At 34.1% G+C, this 17900-nt stretch carries 17 protein-coding genes; 8 read left to right on the forward strand and 9 right to left on the reverse strand.

Features of this window, described 5'->3' with window-relative positions; genetic code table 11:
• Positions 1-85: 85 nt before the first annotated feature.
• From ACFQ1K_RS06965 to ACFQ1K_RS06990, 6 genes are read left to right on the forward strand one after another with little or no spacing between them, the layout of a single operon-like run.
• The gene (locus ACFQ1K_RS06965; protein ID WP_320555497.1) at positions 86-991 is read left to right on the forward strand and encodes a MerR family transcriptional regulator; all 906 of its coding nucleotides are present in this window, start codon (positions 86-88) and stop codon (positions 989-991) included.
• Positions 991-2451, forward strand: a complete 1461-nt coding sequence (locus ACFQ1K_RS06970) for a phytoene desaturase family protein (RefSeq protein ID WP_320555640.1) — start codon at positions 991-993, stop codon at positions 2449-2451. The genes ACFQ1K_RS06965 and ACFQ1K_RS06970 overlap by 1 nt, the downstream gene beginning before the upstream one ends.
• Before the next feature lie 25 nt (positions 2452-2476).
• Complete coding sequence (locus ACFQ1K_RS06975) at positions 2477-3316, forward strand: phytoene/squalene synthase family protein (protein ID WP_320555498.1); 840 nt, start codon at positions 2477-2479, stop codon at positions 3314-3316.
• Between the two features lie 18 nt (positions 3317-3334).
• Positions 3335-3781 (forward strand): beta-carotene hydroxylase, encoded by a 447-nt coding sequence (locus ACFQ1K_RS06980; RefSeq protein WP_320555499.1) that lies wholly within the window; start codon positions 3335-3337, stop codon positions 3779-3781.
• Between the two features lie 6 nt (positions 3782-3787).
• Positions 3788-5257 (forward strand): 1-hydroxycarotenoid 3,4-desaturase CrtD, encoded by a 1470-nt coding sequence (gene crtD, locus ACFQ1K_RS06985; RefSeq protein WP_320555500.1) that lies wholly within the window; start codon positions 3788-3790, stop codon positions 5255-5257.
• A complete protein-coding gene (locus ACFQ1K_RS06990) occupies positions 5258-5899 on the forward strand; it encodes a carotenoid biosynthesis protein (protein ID WP_320555501.1) in 642 nt (213 codons plus the stop codon).
• Here the strand turns inward: ACFQ1K_RS06990 and ACFQ1K_RS06995 are convergent.
• The 8 genes from ACFQ1K_RS06995 to ACFQ1K_RS07030 form a co-directional block, all read right to left on the reverse strand.
• A complete protein-coding gene (locus ACFQ1K_RS06995; RefSeq protein WP_320555502.1) occupies positions 5896-6594 on the reverse strand; it encodes a DUF3291 domain-containing protein in 699 nt (232 codons plus the stop codon). The two genes, ACFQ1K_RS06990 and ACFQ1K_RS06995, sit on opposite strands and share 4 nt — an antisense overlap.
• A 146-nt stretch (positions 6595-6740) precedes the next feature.
• Positions 6741-7304 carry a TlpA family protein disulfide reductase gene (locus tag ACFQ1K_RS07000; protein ID WP_320555503.1) on the reverse strand — a complete coding sequence of 188 codons (564 nt, stop codon included), beginning with the start codon at positions 7302-7304 and terminating at the stop codon, positions 6741-6743.
• Positions 7305-7314: 10 nt separating this feature from the next.
• Positions 7315-7986: a Crp/Fnr family transcriptional regulator gene (locus ACFQ1K_RS07005; RefSeq protein WP_320555504.1), complete on the reverse strand. Its 672-nt coding sequence runs from the start codon at positions 7984-7986 to the stop codon at positions 7315-7317.
• Between the two features lie 123 nt (positions 7987-8109).
• Positions 8110-10380 carry an aconitate hydratase gene (locus tag ACFQ1K_RS07010; RefSeq protein ID WP_320555505.1) on the reverse strand — a complete coding sequence of 757 codons (2271 nt, stop codon included), beginning with the start codon at positions 10378-10380 and terminating at the stop codon, positions 8110-8112.
• A gap of 245 nt (positions 10381-10625) precedes the next feature.
• A complete protein-coding gene (locus tag ACFQ1K_RS07015; RefSeq protein ID WP_320555506.1) occupies positions 10626-11579 on the reverse strand; it encodes an AAA family ATPase in 954 nt (317 codons plus the stop codon).
• Between the two features lie 3 nt (positions 11580-11582).
• Positions 11583-13040: a peptidylprolyl isomerase gene (locus ACFQ1K_RS07020; protein WP_386134007.1), complete on the reverse strand. Its 1458-nt coding sequence runs from the start codon at positions 13038-13040 to the stop codon at positions 11583-11585.
• Positions 12988-13839 (reverse strand): peptidyl-prolyl cis-trans isomerase, encoded by an 852-nt coding sequence (locus ACFQ1K_RS07025; protein WP_320555508.1) that lies wholly within the window; start codon positions 13837-13839, stop codon positions 12988-12990. The genes ACFQ1K_RS07020 and ACFQ1K_RS07025 overlap by 53 nt, the downstream gene beginning before the upstream one ends.
• Positions 13840-13845: 6 nt before the next feature.
• Complete coding sequence (locus ACFQ1K_RS07030) at positions 13846-15792, reverse strand: peptidylprolyl isomerase (protein ID WP_320555509.1); 1947 nt, start codon at positions 15790-15792, stop codon at positions 13846-13848.
• 236 nt (positions 15793-16028) lie between these two features.
• On the opposite strand from ACFQ1K_RS07030, the gene ACFQ1K_RS07035 reads away from it, so the two are divergent.
• Both ACFQ1K_RS07035 and ACFQ1K_RS07040 read left to right on the forward strand, forming a co-directional pair.
• On the forward strand, positions 16029-16484 hold the full coding sequence (locus tag ACFQ1K_RS07035) for an SRPBCC family protein (protein ID WP_320555510.1): 456 nt from the start codon (positions 16029-16031) through the stop codon (positions 16482-16484).
• Entirely contained in the window at positions 16477-16716 is a 240-nt protein-coding gene (locus ACFQ1K_RS07040) for a hypothetical protein (RefSeq protein ID WP_320555511.1), read from the forward strand. The genes ACFQ1K_RS07035 and ACFQ1K_RS07040 overlap by 8 nt, the downstream gene beginning before the upstream one ends.
• Here the strand turns inward: ACFQ1K_RS07040 and ACFQ1K_RS07045 are convergent.
• The gene (locus ACFQ1K_RS07045; protein ID WP_320555512.1) at positions 16713-17852 is read right to left on the reverse strand and encodes a lycopene cyclase family protein; all 1140 of its coding nucleotides are present in this window, start codon (positions 17850-17852) and stop codon (positions 16713-16715) included. The two genes, ACFQ1K_RS07040 and ACFQ1K_RS07045, sit on opposite strands and share 4 nt — an antisense overlap.
• Positions 17853-17900: the final 48 nt, after the last annotated feature.

Here is a 17900-nt window from a genome sequence, read left to right on the forward strand (position 1 = left end):
GGATGATATTTTTATTTAAATTTTGTTAATTCTCGTAAAACTATCAGTTAAAATCTTATTTTTGTTTAAACATTTTAATTGAAAGGTGAACAGCATAAAGAATCAGTTTAGTATTAAGGACCTTGAAAATTTAACTGGTATAAAGGCTCATACCATAAGAATTTGGGAAAAACGCTATAATCTATTAGAGCCAAAACGCACGGACACCAATATAAGATATTACGATTTGGCTAGCTTTCAAAAGCTACTAAATGTAAGTTATCTCAATAGTAATGGCTACAAAATTTCTAAAATAGCCAAGCTAGAAGAGCATAAAATTCCGTTATTAGTCAGAGAAATTGCTTCAAAAAGCAACTTAGAAAGCCATGCTATCAATGCTTTCAAATTGGCCATGTTAAACTTTGACCAAGCGTTGTTTTATAACACCTATGAATCCTTGTTAAAAGAGAAGTCATTCGATAGGATTTTCTATGAAATTTTTATTCCCCTGTTAACTGAAATTGGTTTACTATGGCAAACAGGAACTATCACACCTGCTCATGAGCATTTTTTAACCGTGCTCATCCGTCAGAAAATCTTAATAAATACCGAGAAAATCCAAGCAAAGCAAGTTAACTCGAGTAAAAAAACATTTGTTCTCTATCTACCAGAAAATGAAATACATGAGTTGGGACTAATGTTTATTAACCATCAATTGGTAAGCTATGGTTATCAGTCTATATTTTTGGGTAGTAGTGTACCTCTAGAAAGTTTGGAAGATTTAAAAAACTACTATGACGAGCTCATCTTTATTTCATATTTTACGGTTAAGCCTGAAAAAGACGATATTGAAAAATATGTTAAAGACTTTAGCCAATTAATATTGAACGATAGTAAAACCAAATTCTGGGTTTTAGGCCATATGCTGAATTCCTTAGACTTAGAGAAGCTACCAAAAGGCATTACAGCATTTAAAAGTATTCAAGCATTGATGTCCGAACTAAATAAATGATGAGCAAAACAATATCTATCATAGGATCTGGATTTTCCTCTTTATCTGCTTCGTGTTATTTGGCGCAAGCAGGGTATAAAGTTTCAATTTTTGAAAAAAACGAAACTGTTGGTGGCAGAGCGAGACAGCTTGTTAAGGATGGATTTACTTTTGATATTGGCCCAAGCTGGTATTGGATGCCAGATATTTTTGAAAAGTTTTTTAATGATTTTGGAAAAAGTACAAGGGATTTTTACAAACTTGACAAATTGAGTCCAGCCTACAAGATTTTTTTCTCAGATGAAGTTATTACTATTGGTGACCATATGGACCAGATTTGTAAAGAGTTTGAACGGATTGAGTCTGGAAGTTCCAAGCCGCTTAGAAAGTTTATAGCTCAAGCACAAGATCATTACAATATTGCGATTAATAAAGTTGTATTAAAGCCTGGGATTTCTCCGTTTGAACTGGTAACAAAAGACACGGTGACAAGAGTAGATCGTTTTTTCAAAACCATAAGTTCAGAGGTTAGAAAGAATTTTAAGAATCCTAAACTTATTTCCACTCTGGAATTTCCCGTATTGTTCTTAGGTGCTAAACCAAGTCAAACACCGTCGTTTTACAGCTTTATGAATTTTGCAGATTTTGGTCTGGGCACCTGGCATCCTAGAGGGGGCATGTACGAAATCATTAAAGCAATGAAGAGCTTGGCAGAAAGCTTAGGAGTCACTATACATACCAACAGTAGCGTAGAAAAAATACAAGTTGAGAATGGAAAAGCTACTGGTATAAAAGTAAACGGCCAATTCATCCCTTCAGATGTTGTGCTGAGTGGTGCAGATTATCACCACACTGAAACTCTACTTGACAAAACTTACAGACAATATTCAGAAACATATTGGGAAAAACGCACTTTTGCACCCTCTTCTTTACTTTTCTATGTAGGATTTGACAAGAAGCTAAAAAACGTTGAGCACCATAACTTATTTTTCGATACAGACTTTGAAAATCATGCCGAGGATATATATGATGACCCTAAATGGCCTGAAAATCCATTATTTTATGTTAACTTTCCTTCTGTTACAGATAAGAGTATGGCACCAGAGGGCTGCGAAACAGGATTTTTTTTAATACCAATTGCACCCGGTTTAGAAGATACAAAAGAGTTGAGACAACAATATTTTGATATTATAATTAATCGTTTTGAAAATCTTACAAACCAAAAGGTTAGAAATAGTATTCTGTTTAAAGAATCGTTTTGTGTTAATGATTTTATAAATGAATACAACTCATATAAAGGCAATGCCTACGGTATGGCAAACACTTTAAGACAAACAGCATTTTTAAGACCAAAGTTAAAAAGTAAAAAGGTAGATGAATTGTATTTTACGGGACAATTAACCGTTCCTGGTCCAGGTGTACCTCCGTCTTTAATATCAGGAAAATTAGTTTCAGAGCTAATACAAAAAAACAAAGTTTAATCGCTAAGAAAAAGACAGTAATATCATGAAATCAATTTTTGATCACGTATCTAAAGAATGTAGTAAGTTAGTGACCAATGCTTACAGTACGTCATTTTCTATGGCCACTAAGATGCTATCTGAAAGTATTAGACAAGATATCTATAATATTTATGGATTTGTTCGTTTTGCAGACGAGATTGTAGATACCTTTCACGATTATGATAAAGAAAAACTCTTCGTCAATTTTGAAGCCGATTTAGAAGCTGCACTTACAGATAAAATAAGCCTAAACCCAATACTTAATTCTTTTCAAGAAACGTATCACAAATACAATATAGATAAGCATTTAGTAGAAGCCTTTATGAGTAGTATGCGATTAGATCTGCACAAAAAAGACTACCTAACTGAGGAAGAATACAAAGCCTATATTTATGGTTCTGCGGACGTTGTTGGCCTTATGTGCTTGAAGGTTTTTGTAAAGGGTGATGAGGAAAAGTATACAGACCTAAAAGACGCTGCAATGAGCTTGGGCTCGGCATTTCAAAAAGTTAACTTCTTAAGGGACTTAAAAGCAGATTTTGAAGATTTAAGTAGAACATATTTTCCCAATACAGATTTAAACCATCTTGATGAGGTGTCTAAGCAAGCCATTATAAAAGATATTGAAGCGGACTTTTCTAAAGGTTTACAGGGTATAAAGCGTTTACCTTTAGAAGCAAGATTTGGTGTATTTATGGCGTATCGTTATTACAACAAATTGTTACAAAAACTTAAAAAGACACCTGCTTTAGAGATTAAGTCTGCAAGAATCCGTGTACCTAATTACAAAAAAATTGAACTACTCACCCGTAGTTATGTGAAATATCATTTAAATTTACTTTAAAATAAGTACCTAATTATTATGCAAATTGTTTACTGGATTTTAATATTTTTCGGAACATTTTTAACTATGGAATTCATGGCATGGTTTACCCATAAATATATTATGCATGGATTTTTATGGGTATTGCATAAGGATCATCATCATAAAGACCACAATAGTTGGTTTGAGAGAAATGATCTTTTCTTTATTTTTTATGCCATCGTAAGTATGTCTTTATTTTATGCAGGACATGTAGGTTATTGGTATGGTTATCCGCTTGGTTTCGGAATTCTAGCATATGGTATTGCTTATTTTGTAGTTCACGATATTTTTATACACCAACGTTTCAAATTGTTTAGAAATGCCAATCATTGGTACGCCAAGGGTGTGAGACGAGCACATAAAATACACCATAAACATCTTGGAAAAAAGGATGGCGAATGTTTTGGAATGCTTTTCGTTCCTTTTAAATATTTCAAAAGGTAGTTTCATATGCAGAAAGCCTTGGTCATTGGGGCCGGTATAGGCGGAATTGCTACGGCTTTACGTTTAAATAAGAAAGGGTTCGATGTTACCGTCATCGAAAGTAACAGTTATACGGGTGGTAAACTACACAGTATAAGAAAAGATAACTATCGCTTTGACCTTGGTCCTTCCCTATTTACCATGCCACATCTAGTCACGGATTTATTTGAGTTACATGGTAAACCCCCTTCAAATTATTTCAATTACCATAAGAAATCAATAATTTGTAATTATTTCTGGGAAGATGGACATTATTTTTCAGCGCCTGCAGACCTAGACGAATTTATAAAGTTGGCTTCACTAGCTTTTAATGAACCTGAACTCAATTTAAAGAAGTATCTCGAACTTAATAAAAAGAAATACAATTTAACCGCGTCTTTATTTCTAGAAAAGTCCTTGCATAAAGTCAGTACATATATTTCTAAACAAACGCTCAAAGCCCTTCTAAACATCATACATTTAGATTTGGGAGAGTCTCTTAATTCAATAAATCAAAAAAGCTTTAACAATAAAAAATTAGTTCAATTTTTCAATCGTTTTGCCACCTATAACGGTTCGTCACCCTATCAGACACCTGGTATTATGTCTATGATACCTCATTTAGAAATGGGATTCGGAACCTACTTTCCAAAAGGAGGTATGCATGAGATTAGTCAAAGTCTTTATCAATTAGCTCTCGATGTTGGAATTGAATTTAAATTCAATGAAAAGGCTGAAAGAATTCTAATAAACCAAAATAAAGTTGAGGGTGTTTTGACTTCAAAGGGCTCATATAATGCTAATTATGTAATCTCTAATGCCGATGTTTACCCTACTTATAAAACACTATTAAAAGACCAGATACCACCAAAAAAAATATTAAAACAAGAACGTTCTAGTTCTGCCTTAATCTTTTATTGGGGCATTAAAAAGAATTTCAGCCAGCTCGATTTACATAATATATTTTTCAGTGATTCTTATCAAAAGGAATTTGAAGCTATTTTTAAGAAGAAAAGTTTGATTGATGACCCAACGATTTATATTAACATCACATCTAAAGAAAATCCAAGCGATGCACCTGAAGGACATGAAAATTGGTTTGTTATGATAAATGCACCAGGGAACTATAATCAAGACTGGCCTTCTTTAATCGAAAAGTCAAGACAAAACATTATTCAAAAACTCAATCGGATTTTAAATATCGACTTAAATGATTTAATCACGACTGAACACATTTTAGATCCACGAGGTATTGAAAGTTCGACAAGCTCTTACAGAGGAGCATTATATGGAGCCGCCAGCAACAATAAATTTGCTGCTTTTTTGAGACATCCTAACTTTTCTAATAAAATTAAAAACCTTTACTTCTGTGGTGGATCAGTCCATCCTGGTGGTGGAATACCTTTATGCCTTCTATCAGCTAAAATAGTCAGCGATTTAATACCAAATAGCAACTAGATGAATAAACTATTTTATAAATATAAACTGCAATTGAGCATAGGTATCTTATGGCTATTTCATATTTCTGCCATTATAGGAATTGGGCTTGGCTATATGGATTGGTTCATTGAAAAAACACCATTAAATCTATTAGTCTCAATGGTACTATTTTTTTTAATTTACCCTTTAAATAGCTCAAAAAAACTAATCATTTTCTTTGCTTTTGGTAGCATAGGTATGTTTGCTGAATGGTTAGGTGTTAATTATCAGTTATTATTTGGTTCCTATTCTTACGGAAATAATTTTGGAACTAAATTAGATGGTGTTCCTTACTTAATAGGTGTATACTGGGCATTATTAACTTTTGTAACTGCTGCAATTGTTGATTACACAGAATGGTCAACAAAGCCAAAAATTATAGTCGCGGCCTTTCTTATGGTTTTATTGGATTTTCTAATGGAATTTAGTGCACCAATATTTGATTTTTGGGAATTTACAGGAGGAACACCAAAGATTGAAAATTATGTAACTTGGTTCGTCTTAGGTGTAATATTGCAGACTATTCTGAGATTAGTAAACATAAAAGGCAGCAGATTATTTTCCCTACATTTATATTTAGCCGAAGTTACATTTTTTGTGTTCGCCTTTTTTTATTTTTAGAAGGGTAATGTTTCTATTTCCGACCAATTACCTTTAGATTTATAAGGTTGAAATCTTGAAAACAATTCTTCTTTGTACCAATCTAAACGCTTTGTATCTAAAATTGCCTTTTTGTGTTCTTCACTACCATAGGCAAATTTCATCAAACTGTCTTTATCTCTCCAAATACTAAATGTAGCCATTTGCGTAAAAGGTACTTCCCCAATCCCTTTCGTAAAAATCAATCCTTTGTTTCCTTCTAAAGGTTTTTGCGATGTTGGCACATATTTCCAAAATTTAAACAACAATCTTTTTTTTATAGTAGCTCTAGTAATAACTGCAATAAGGGGAATGTCTTCACTCAGCGTATCACTTTTTTTAAAGGGATTTATACCAGCCCAAGACCCATTGGATTTTAAATTTTTTAAATAAAGAGTGTATTGCTCTGATGATTTAGACTTATACTGCTTCATCAATTCTGAATTTTCTAAAAACTTATTAGCAGCATCTTCATTCTCCCATATTTGTAATAATGCATAAACCGACCAATCTGGAAAAGGATTAAATCCATCCTTCCCACTACCCATTAATTTATATGTGGTCTGGCCCTTAACTTTTGATAATGGCGTATGTGCAAATTGCATCATTCCAAAGGCCCAAGCTCTATTTAAGAAGGTGTTATACCTAAAAAATGTTAATGTGGTAATTTGAGACATTCCAACTGTTTTATACCATATAAGCTTAAAAAATTGATTCTTCTCAAATCAATTTTATCAGGCCATTTGAAAATTAAAAAATAGGGACTTTTACTACATTTTTAAAGAAATAATGCATTTAATTTTCATAAAGACAAATAGTTGTTTTATTCTTTAAGTAGCTCATTTAATTGTTGGCGGACGACCTCTCCATTCCAATTCACAGCACCAGATTCGTCTACCACAATTTCACCTTTTTTGTTAATAATGAACGTTCTAGGAATTGAAGCAGTCTCTAATGCACTTGGTACTTGATTGATAGGCCTAAAAACATCAAAAGTATAGTTGCCTTTAGCTTTAAAACTGTTAACCGTTTTAAAATTATCATTGGTAACAAATAGGAAGACCACTTTTTCACTATAATCATTGTACAATGATTGAAGACTCGGCATTTCTGCAATACACGGTGGACACCAAGTGGCCCAAAAATTAATAAACACCACTTTGCCTTTTGTAGTTTTAAAATCCAGCACACTACCATTTTCATTCTGTACCTGCCAATTAATATTAGCAACTTTTACTCTTTCTTCACTATCAATTACTGTCGATTGATTTATATAACTTAAGCCCTTATGAAGCCAAACTTGTATAGGTTGCCTTGTTTGTGGTACAATAAGCAGCACGACGATTAGTAAAAAGATGATATTACTTTTCTTGATTTTTCCTTTCATAATCCTATAGTTAAGCGGAAGAACTCAATATCCTAATTTGTCGGCGATTAAAATCTATAATATCAGCTTCCTTGAGTTCGTTCATTAAAATATTTAATGTAGGTCGTGATATCCCTATCAATGAAGCAATGTCTTTTTGAGTGTATGGATGGTTTATAATCCGATGTCCTGTTTTATCGCAATCGTACCCATAATCATTGCATAATTCTTGAAGAAACTCCAACAATCGTGTTTTAGAATCTTTAAACAACAACAATTGAAGTCTTCGCTCTAATTTTTTAAACTTAAAACCTATGAATTTGTAAATCCTCAAACTAAAGGTTTTATTATCCCTCATTAAATCATGCATGGTATTCACGCTTACAGGACAAATAGAGGTCTTATTATCAATGGATTGAGCAAATTCATCTCGTTTTTCTAAACCTAGAATGGCTTTTTCACCAAACAACTCTCCTTTATTTAAAATAGCCTTAACTACTTCAGTACCATCTTCGTTATAATAGCCAATTTTTACCTTTCCCTTTTCAATGAGATATACTTTATGTGCGGCATCATCTTCAAAATAGATGTAATCATTTTTTTTATAAGCATCAAAATCATGACAAGCCGCATAGGACTTGAACTTATGAGGACATAGTAAATTAAATAAATTCACATCTTCGAAGACCCAAATGGAATTCATGGCTAAAGAGAGATTTAATTGAGTTATAATCAAAGTCGCATTATACAATGAATCCTTTCATTATTAAAACAAAAAACTCTCAGCTTTTAACTGAGAGTTTTATATTAAATTTAAAATCAAAATTTATTTTGCGTTCTGCTTCTTAATCAGATTAAGTGCCGATCCTTCTTTATACCATTTAATTTGTGTGTCATTATAAGTATGGTTTAAAGCGATTACATCTTTAGAGCCATCTGCATGCACAACTTCAACATGAAGCTGTTTATCGGGTGCAAAGGCATCTAAATCCAAGAAATTGAACGTATCATCTTCTTGAATTAAATCATAATCCGATTCGTTCGCAAATGTTAAGCCCAGCATACCTTGCTTTTTAAGGTTGGTTTCGTGGATTCTAGCAAAAGACTTCACGATTACTGCAGCCACACCAAGATGTCTAGGTTGCATTGCAGCATGTTCTCTAGAAGACCCTTCACCATAATTATGGTCACCAATAACCACGGACCAAATACCATGTTTCTTGTAGTCGCGCTGAGTATCTGGTACACCACCATATTCACCAGTCAATTGATTTTTGACAAAGTTAGTTTTGTGGTTAAAAGCATTTACAGCCCCTATTAAGGTATTATTTGCAATGTTATCTAAATGACCTCTAAAACGTAACCAAGGACCAGCCATTGAGATATGATCGGTGGTACATTTACCAAATGCCTTAATAAGTAATTTAGCACCTTTTATAGTATCTCCTATAGGTTCAAAAGGTGTCAACAACTGTAATCTTTCGGAATCAGGATTGACGGTTACTTTAACGCCACTACCATCTTCTAACGGCTCTAGATATCCATTTTCTTTTACCTCAAAACCTTTTGGTGGTAATTCCCATCCTGTTGGCTCATCTAACATAACTTCTTCACCATTCTCATTAATTAGAGTATCTGTCATAGGATTGAAGTCTAATCGTCCTGCAATGGCTATAGCAGCTGTAATTTCTGGTGAAGCCACAAATGCATGCGTATTTGGATTTCCATCAGCGCGTTTAGCAAAGTTTCTGTTAAACGAATGCACAATACTGTTTTTTGGTGCATTCTTTGGATCGCTATATCGAGCCCATTGACCTATACATGGCCCACAAGCGTTGGTAAAAATCTTGGCATCCAATTTTTCAAATACCTGAAGAATTCCATCACGTTCAGCAGTGTATCTTACTTGCTCAGAACCAGGATTAATTCCAAACTCCGCCTTGGTTTTTAAGCCCTTATCTAAAGCCTGTTGTGCTATCGATGATGCTCGTGATAAATCTTCATACGATGAATTGGTACATGACCCTATAAGACCCCATTCAACCTGCATAGGCCAATCGTTAGCTTTTGCCTTTTCGGTCATATCACGACCAACTTCAGTCGAAAGGTCTGGTGTAAAAGGACCATTTAATAAAGGTCCTAATTCTGAAAGGTTAATATCAATTACTTGATCAAAATATTGTTCTGGGTTTTCATAAACTACAGCATCGGCAGTAAGGTATTCTTTGATTTTGTTGGCCTCATCTGCGACATCTGCTCTATCCGTGGCACGTAAGTAACGCTCCATAGAATCATCATATCCAAAAGTAGACGTTGTAGCCCCTATTTCTGCACCCATATTACAAATGGTTCCCTTACCAGTACAAGACATAGATAAAGCACCAGGACCAAAATATTCAACAATAGCACCAGTTCCACCTTTTACAGTTAAAATTTCTGCAACTTTTAAGATAACATCTTTTGGTGCCGTCCAACCAGACAACTTCCCTGTTAGTCTTACACCAATTAATTTTGGAAACTTAAGTTCCCATGCCATACCAGCCATAACATCTACAGCATCAGCCCCACCAACACCAATGGCCACCATTCCAAGACCACCAGCATTAACTGTGTGTGAATCTGTTCCGATCATCATTCCGCCAGGGAAAGCATAATTTTCTAAAACCACTTGGTGTATAATGCCTGCTCCTGGTTTCCAAAAACCTATTCCATATTTGTTAGAAACGGATTCTAAAAAATTAAAGACTTCACTACTCGTATTGTTAGCATGTTTTAAATCGGTTGCTGCACCATCTTTGGCTTGAATTAAGTGATCACAATGAACCGTGGTAGGCACCGCTACTTTTGGCTTACCCGCTTGCATAAACTGCAGTAATGCCATCTGGGCAGTTGCATCTTGACAAGCTACTCTATCTGGTGCAAAATCTACATAATCCTTCCCTCTAGTAAACGCTTTTGTTGGTTTACCATCCCAGAGATGAGCGTATAATATTTTTTCTGAAAGTGTTAGTGGTTTTCCAACAATGGCTCTGGCGTTGTCAACACGCTCAGTCATGTTAGCATAAACCTTTTTTATCATATCAATGTCAAAAGCCATAAAGTATATTTAAAGGTTGATAATTATTTTTTAAAGTGTCACAAAATTACGAAATACAAAGGATTTTTGAAAATATGTAAAGAATTCCTCAAAACACTGAAAATAAATCATGAAAAGTCATTTTTTATAATTTTTATTCTAATTTTTAACACGTTAATTACTGTTTAATTAAAAATTTAACAAATAAATTTATTTAGAACAATTCTGAATTTTAAGGATTGAGGTGTCCATTTAAACCATAATATCTAAAACAGACTTTCAATAATTTTTTCGTCTGAAATTCCTTCAGCTTCAGCTTTGTAATTTTTAATGATCCTGTGCCTTAAAATTCCAGTAGCTACCGCCTGAATATCTTCTATATCTGGTGAAAACTTTCCTACTGTCGCTGCGTGGGTTTTTGCAGCAAGTATTAAATTCTGTGAAGCCCGTGGACCTGCTCCCCAATCTACAAACTCCTTTACAATGTCTGCAGCATTCGCCTCATTAGGTCTTGTTTTAGCAACCAATGAAACCGCATACTCAATAACGTTATCTGCAACTGGAATACGACGTATTACATTTTGAAAATCGATAATTTCTTGGGCAGAAAACAAAGCATCTACTGATGTTTGAATATCGGTTGTTGTGGCTTTAACTACCTCTACCTCTTCCTTAAATGAAGGGTATTTTAATCGTATAGCAAACATAAAACGGTCTAACTGTGCTTCAGGCAGTGGATAGGTTCCTTCTTGCTCTATTGGGTTTTGTGTTGCGAGTACAAAATAGGGCAAACTCAATTTGTATTGGTGCCCTGCTACGGTAACCGCCCGTTCTTGCATTGCCTCTAACAGCGCAGCTTGAGTCTTGGGTGGAGTTCTGTTAATTTCGTCAGCTAAAATGATGTTAGCAAAGATTGGTCCCTTTATAAATTTAAAACGACGATCTTCATCCAAGATTTCACTTCCAAGGATATCACTTGGCATTAAATCTGGCGTAAACTGAATCCGTTTAAAATCTAAACCTAAAGCCTGAGCAATGGTATTGACCATCAACGTTTTAGCTAAACCAGGTACACCTATTAATAGGGAATGACCACCAGAAAAAATTGAGATTAATATTTGGTCAACAACATCCTCCTGCCCAATAATAACTTTAGCTACTTCTTGTTTTAGTGCCTTATATTTTTTAACAAAATTCTCTATTACAGTGACATCAGACATAAATTATTCAACTTTTAACCAATTACTTTGGTAATCACAATCCCTATACTTACCATTTATTTTAATGTAAGTATCTGCGATTACCTCTTTCTGCCATTTTTCAATTGCCCTCACTTGTTTATCCTGAAGTGCTAGTTCCTTAATCTTTAAGTAGTCTCTTGCAAAATCGGCTTCATGATCATCAATACGGTCTGTAACCGTCATTATTTTAAACTTAATGTTATTGATACGGTCTTCGTCTTGGATCACCTCACTGACTTCACCATCTTTAAGACCTTGAATCTGAGTATACATTTCTGTATCCATTTTTGTCAACTCAAAATTAAAATCCTGAGTTGTGGGATTGGTCAGTCGTCCACCTTCATATTTGGTTTCCTCTTCATCACTAAATTCCCTAGCAGCATCAGCAAACGATACTTTACCACTTACAATAAGATCTCTCACCTTATCAATTTTGTCTTTTGCTTTTTGAATGGCTTCTTCAGATAACTCAGGGCGCAGTAAAATGTGTCTTACATCATACTCTTGACCTCTAATTTTTTCTAAATAAATAATATGAAAACCAAAATCAGTTTCAAATGGATCCGAAATTTCACCCTCCTGAAGACTAAAAGCTACTTCTCTAAACTCCTTAACCATTCTTGGCTGCTTTCTGTTCATTGTTGGCAATAAACCACCATTATTCTTTGAACCTGAATCTTCGGAATAAAACAACGCTTTAGTAGCAAACTTACTTCCATTTTCCTCTATATCTCTTTTAAACCCTTTTAACCTTTCAATAACAGCTTGCTTTGCTTCTTCTGTAACTTCTGGAATTACAACAATTTGCGCCACCTTAAGTTCTGTACCAAATGTTGGTCTTTCGTCTTCAGGTATTTCATTGAAAAAGGTTCTCACTTCTTCTGGAGTTACCTCGACACCATCAATGACTTTTTTCTGCATTTCTTGTGCGAGATAGCCATTTTTATTGATTTCGTACATCTCATCTCTTAATGCTTGCTCAGAATCCTTTTTGTAGAAGTTTAAGAGACCTTCCATATCACCTCTGGTTTGTGCCAAAATACCCTGTATTTGCTGATCTACAAGGGACTTGATATATAACTCATTAACAATAATACTATCTTGAATGGCTTGGTGTGCATATAGCTTTTTTTCTAGAAGACTACCAAAAAGCTCACAACGTGTTACTCCACTTAAATCTGCTCCTTGAGCTTCTAATTGAGCAATCTCTCGGTCTAAATCAGATTCTAAAACAATGAAATCTCCCACGACTGCCGCAACACCATCTGCTTTAATCCTCGTGGAATTAACAATAGAATCTTTTACCTGTTTTACCTCCTCTTCATCAGGAATAATCTCTTGGGCATCAATAGTACCAAAAAACATAAGGCAACAAAGACATATTGCCTTAGTTATATATTTGAAATTTATTATTCTTAATCGCATCTTTTGAAATATCATTTTCGAGTTGTTTAATAAGCTCTAGTTTTCGCTTATTAATTACAATTTGTTTTATGGAATTATTGACATACTCCAATGGTGCATAATCGTTCTGCAATCGTATGTCATTTACATGCATCAAATATAGGTTTATTGAATCTTTGAGCTGTAACAAATTAGATTTTTTTAACAGTTGGTCTTTACTTTCTTGCGTAACTACAGGTACTTTATCCACTACTTGACTAAACTTCACCCATATAGAATCGTTTAAAGAGTAGGATTTGAATTGTACAGAAATAGAATCTAAGTAACGTTTATCTTTAGTTTCATAACGAATGAACCTTTTTCTTATGGTATCAAAATTTATAGGATTAAGCGGTAGACTGATATACCTTAATTGTAATAAATCGTCATTGAGTTTAAAGGACTCCTTATTCGCTTCATAAAAGACCTCCGCCTCAGCTTCATTCACGACGGTGTCTATATTTTTTTTAACCAAAGCTTCTAAATAAGCCTTGGTATATAAATCATTTTTATATTGCTCTACCAACCGTGAAAATTCCTCTTGCTTATCTTCAGAAAGATTGAGTAAGGCACCATCCATAAGCAACAATTGTCTAGCCCAACGATTTATGTAGGCATTAATCATGACTAAACTATCTTCTTTACTAGTGCCTTCCGGTACTAGATCTTTAATATCCTCCTGGTAAAGATAATTATCGTTAACTCTTGCCACAGGAATTCTTTCATCTGTTTTTTTGAAAAAATCACAGCTGAGAACGCTTATATAAATAAATAGTATGACTACTGTTTTCTTCAAGAAAACTTATTGGTTTTTAATTTTAGACTTTACCATTTCCAAAACGTCATCATTAACTTCCACTTTGTAACGTTTATAAAGACTATCAATCCAATTCGCCTCTATTTCATTTTGATAATCGTTAATGACACTACCCTTGGCTTCTTCTAGAGTTTTGGTTCCTGCTGGAAGAATAGCATTGATATCTATGACATGATAGGCGTCATTATGTGCATAAATTTTAGATAGACCTTGTTCTATTTCGAGGCCTGAAGGCAGTTTACTATCATTCTGATTAAAAACACCAGTGGTAAAAATGATATTGTTTTTATTATCTGTATTTAATGCTTGTTTTATGTCTTCAACCGACTTCCCTTTCTTCATTAGTTTTAAAGCCTTCTTTGCATAAGCCTCATTAGCTGAAGTTGCCATTACAATGTCTACACGCTCACCCCATTGGTATTTTGATTTGTTCTTTTGGTAATAAGCTTCAAGTCCTACTGTATCCTTTGCGGCTTTATTCCATATTTCCTTTTCCATTAAATCAAACAACAACAATCCATCTCGATATTCCTTAAGGATATTTGCAAACTCTTCGTTTTCTTGTTCTAGATTGTCCTCTCTGTATTTGAGAATAGAATTTTCAAAAAACTTGTCATATTCATTATCAACAACTACTGAAAAATCCCCTTTTTTATTGGCATATAATCGTTGTGCCGATACGAGATGACGACCAAACTCATCATAACTATACGAACGTGAGCCAATAGTAAAGATGATTTCTTCTCCATTCAATTCTTCTGGTAATCGCCAAGAACGCGTAAAATAGTTGTTATCTAATAAGGATGAGAAATGGGCCTTAGCGTCGTTATTGTATGAAATTTCATAGCGTTTTTTTAACTCTTCCACCATAGCTTCATTAATGAGCTTAGACCGCGAATCTCGCTTAACCTTAGACTCCATAAGAGGTTTTAAGTCTTCAAAAGACTTTAGAGGCTCATAACTGATTCGCTTGACAATATGCCAACCATATTCAGACTTAAAAGGCTTACTAATAGCTCCGTCACTATCAAGCGCAAAGGCCTGATCTTCAAAAATTGTTGAGCTCAATTGCCCACTCTTAAACGGTGATAATTTTCCGCCATTTCTTGCAGAACTTTTATCGTCAGAAAACTGTTTAGCCAAAGACTCAAACTTCTCACCTTGTTGCAATTTTTTATAAATATCATTAATGCGTTCTTCTGGATTTAAAAGTGAGTCCTTTTGTTGTAGTGCTACCATAATGTGCGCAGCGGTTACAGTACCTCGCGAAGGACGTTTGTCATTAACTTTAACTACATGATATCCAAATTGGGTTCTAAACGGCATAGAAATTTCGCCTTTTGGTGTATTGTAGGCTGCAGTTTCAAAATCATAAACCATTTTAAAGGCAGAAAAATAACCTAAGTCCTCTAAGAAAATTGTTTTTCCATCATGCACCTCTTCCTTTACGGCATCAAAACCTTCTTTTAGCACACGTTCTCTTAACTGTAAAACCTGATTATATGCGTTTATGGTATCCTTGGCATTAGCATCTAAGCGTACCAAAATATGAGACGCATTAATATCAAAACTATTACGATCGTAGGCCTCTTTTACCAAGGCATCCGTTACCTTATTCTCAGACAAATAATTCTGTGTTAACTGCTTCTTATATCTTAAAAATTCGCGTTGGTATTTTGTATCCTCATCTAGCTTAAGCCGTTTGGCCTCTTTTAATTTTAATTGGTATTCCGTAAATAATTTAAGGTAGCCATCAACATCCTTCTGACTTTCGTCTTTAACCAAATCTAAATTCTTGTTATATACCCTTAAAAATTCAGAGGCCATTACGGGCTGGTCATCTACTTTTAGGAGTACCTCGTCTTTTTGTTGAGCTACAGAAAGGTTTAAAGCTAATAATACTAAGAGCAAGCATTTAAATTTAAGTTTCATATTCATAATGTTTTCTTCGTTAAATCTTAACATTTATGTATTACAGACTCCCTCATTTTAGAGGTTGAGCAAAAATAACATAAATCACCTATTCCACAAGTTGTGGCAGCATCATAATTCCTAGATCAAACGACGTTCAAAAAGATTATTACGTCTTGTAAATAGGTTGAAACGTCGATAAATTGAACTTAGTATTTCTGCTTTTTATAACTTTCTGCACTTTTTAATTTTATTTAATGAAATATACTACAGAAATACTCATTGAAAAACCACTGGAAGAGGTTGCCAAAAAAATGAATTCAGTAGAAAACATGAAGCACTGGCAAGAAGGTTTGGTAAGCTCTGAACATATTTCGGGTACACCAGGTACTTTTGGTGCTAAAATGAAATTAAAATACGACTTTGGAAATCGTAAAATGGAACTGATGGAAACCATTACCATGCAAGACTTCCCAAACGAGTTTCATGCTACATATACCACAAAGGGTGTTAGAAATATTCAGCAAAACTACTTTAATAGCACACCAGAAGGTTTTACGAAATGGACTTGCGTAAATAAATTTGAACCTACTAATTTTATGATGAATGCGATGCTATTTTTAATGCCTAATGCCTTTAAAAAGCAGACTAAAAAATTCATGACTAACTTTAAAAATTTTGCCGAAAAAGGCATTTCTGTTGCCAATGCGTAAATTAAAATTAATATGGGACTTTAGAGGTCCTGCTAGTTTAAAAACAGCAGAGCATCACTTGATACATCTCAAGGAATACATTGCTCTTAATAATTTAGACCTAAACCTTACAGGAATTGAAACATATGGTGAAATGCATAGTATTGCTTATCTCGTTGTTGACGAATCTGAAATGAAGCCTTTAAGAGATGCCTTAAAACCACATCGCGGACAAATCTATTCTGAAAATTAAAACAAGCGCTTTAATAAAGATTGGATAAATCGTTTTGATGGGACGGACAGAATAATCTTTAAGTCTTCTAATAGGTTTGATTCTTCATCTAAAAACTTGAAAATGGTCTTAATATTGGCTTTTTTAAACATAGAAGTAAACAATGCAGCTCCTTCTTTGTTGTGATTGGCTAAAACATCCAAGAATATTAAATCATAATACCAAAATTTTGATTGCTTATGAAATTTTGAAAGGTCCCGTTCAGATTTTAAAAATGTGATGAGTGCCTTTGTTTTTTTTGTAGTATTTATAAACGTATAACCTGTACTTGCCTTTGTCCAGCCACCTGCAGTTCCGATATTTAAGATGTGCTTTGAGTTGAATTTTGAAAACTCAAAAACGGTCATTGGTATTGACCCTTTCTCCTTTTCGACTATTTCAAAATCGTAAATATTCTTTTTAGCTAAATAATCAGTAATTGCCGCCTCATATTCATTGAGTTGGAGCAAGTCCTTAGAAAATAAGGTGTACTCAACTAATGCCGTTTTTTTGTCTGTTGGTAAAACGTACATAAAACGTGTATTTCCATTTTGAGGCACTGTAAAATCCATAAAGGTTGCAACTGAATCGTCAAAAAAATCTTCTTTAGTTTTCACAAACCAACCCACAAAATGTTGTTGCAGTACAGGATACTTTTTTTGAGAATTATAAAGATTTGCCTTGTGTATACTATTAAAAAGCTTAGATGCTGTGTAATTTCCATTTTTGGTTATGACCTGAACATTATCCTTAGACTCTGTAAAATTCACAACCTCATCATTTAAGAATTTTATATTGTGATTTTCATCAATACTTTGCCAAAGTTTATGATAAAAATGTTCGCTTCGTATCATCTTGTATTGATAAGGCAGAATATCAATAGCTTCATCGTAATCCTTACTTCCAAAATAAATTTTAGACCAGGTTTTGGTAAGTATATCATCCCATTCCCCTTCACTATTTTCCCAAAAGCACCAAGTTCTATCGTTACCCTTTTGTTTTTCCTTATCAATAATTAATACTGATTTATCATCAAAAAACGCATCGGAAGCCATACGATAGGCCAACATAAGGCCTGAAGCACCTGCACCTAAAATGATGTAATCGTAATTTGCCATTAATAAAATTAAACTCTAGCGAAGATAAGACTTATAGCGCGTTTACCT

This window comes from Winogradskyella aquimaris (assembly GCF_042676105.1).
GTDB classification, from domain to species: domain Bacteria; phylum Bacteroidota; class Bacteroidia; order Flavobacteriales; family Flavobacteriaceae; genus Winogradskyella; species Winogradskyella aquimaris.

Coding starts and splice junctions, on each gene's coding strand:
- ACFQ1K_RS06970 (WP_320555640.1), top strand. CDS start 991: ATGAGCAAAACAATATCTATCATAGGATCTGGATTTTCCTCTTTATCT.
- ACFQ1K_RS06975 (WP_320555498.1), top strand. CDS start 2,477: ATGAAATCAATTTTTGATCACGTATCTAAAGAATGTAGTAAGTTAGTG.
- ACFQ1K_RS06980 (WP_320555499.1), top strand. CDS start 3,335: ATGCAAATTGTTTACTGGATTTTAATATTTTTCGGAACATTTTTAACT.
- crtD (WP_320555500.1), top strand. CDS start 3,788: ATGCAGAAAGCCTTGGTCATTGGGGCCGGTATAGGCGGAATTGCTACG.
- ACFQ1K_RS06990 (WP_320555501.1), top strand. CDS start 5,258: ATGAATAAACTATTTTATAAATATAAACTGCAATTGAGCATAGGTATC.
- ACFQ1K_RS06995 (WP_320555502.1), bottom strand. CDS start 6,594: ATGTCTCAAATTACCACATTAACATTTTTTAGGTATAACACCTTCTTA.
- ACFQ1K_RS07000 (WP_320555503.1), bottom strand. CDS start 7,304: ATGAAAGGAAAAATCAAGAAAAGTAATATCATCTTTTTACTAATCGTC.
- ACFQ1K_RS07005 (WP_320555504.1), bottom strand. CDS start 7,986: ATGAATTCCATTTGGGTCTTCGAAGATGTGAATTTATTTAATTTACTA.
- ACFQ1K_RS07010 (WP_320555505.1), bottom strand. CDS start 10,380: ATGGCTTTTGACATTGATATGATAAAAAAGGTTTATGCTAACATGACT.
- ACFQ1K_RS07015 (WP_320555506.1), bottom strand. CDS start 11,579: ATGTCTGATGTCACTGTAATAGAGAATTTTGTTAAAAAATATAAGGCA.
- ACFQ1K_RS07020 (WP_386134007.1), bottom strand. CDS start 13,040: ATGATATTTCAAAAGATGCGATTAAGAATAATAAATTTCAAATATATA.
- ACFQ1K_RS07030 (WP_320555509.1), bottom strand. CDS start 15,792: ATGAAACTTAAATTTAAATGCTTGCTCTTAGTATTATTAGCTTTAAAC.
- ACFQ1K_RS07035 (WP_320555510.1), top strand. CDS start 16,029: ATGAAATATACTACAGAAATACTCATTGAAAAACCACTGGAAGAGGTT.
- ACFQ1K_RS07040 (WP_320555511.1), top strand. CDS start 16,477: ATGCGTAAATTAAAATTAATATGGGACTTTAGAGGTCCTGCTAGTTTA.
- ACFQ1K_RS07045 (WP_320555512.1), bottom strand. CDS start 17,852: ATGGCAAATTACGATTACATCATTTTAGGTGCAGGTGCTTCAGGCCTT.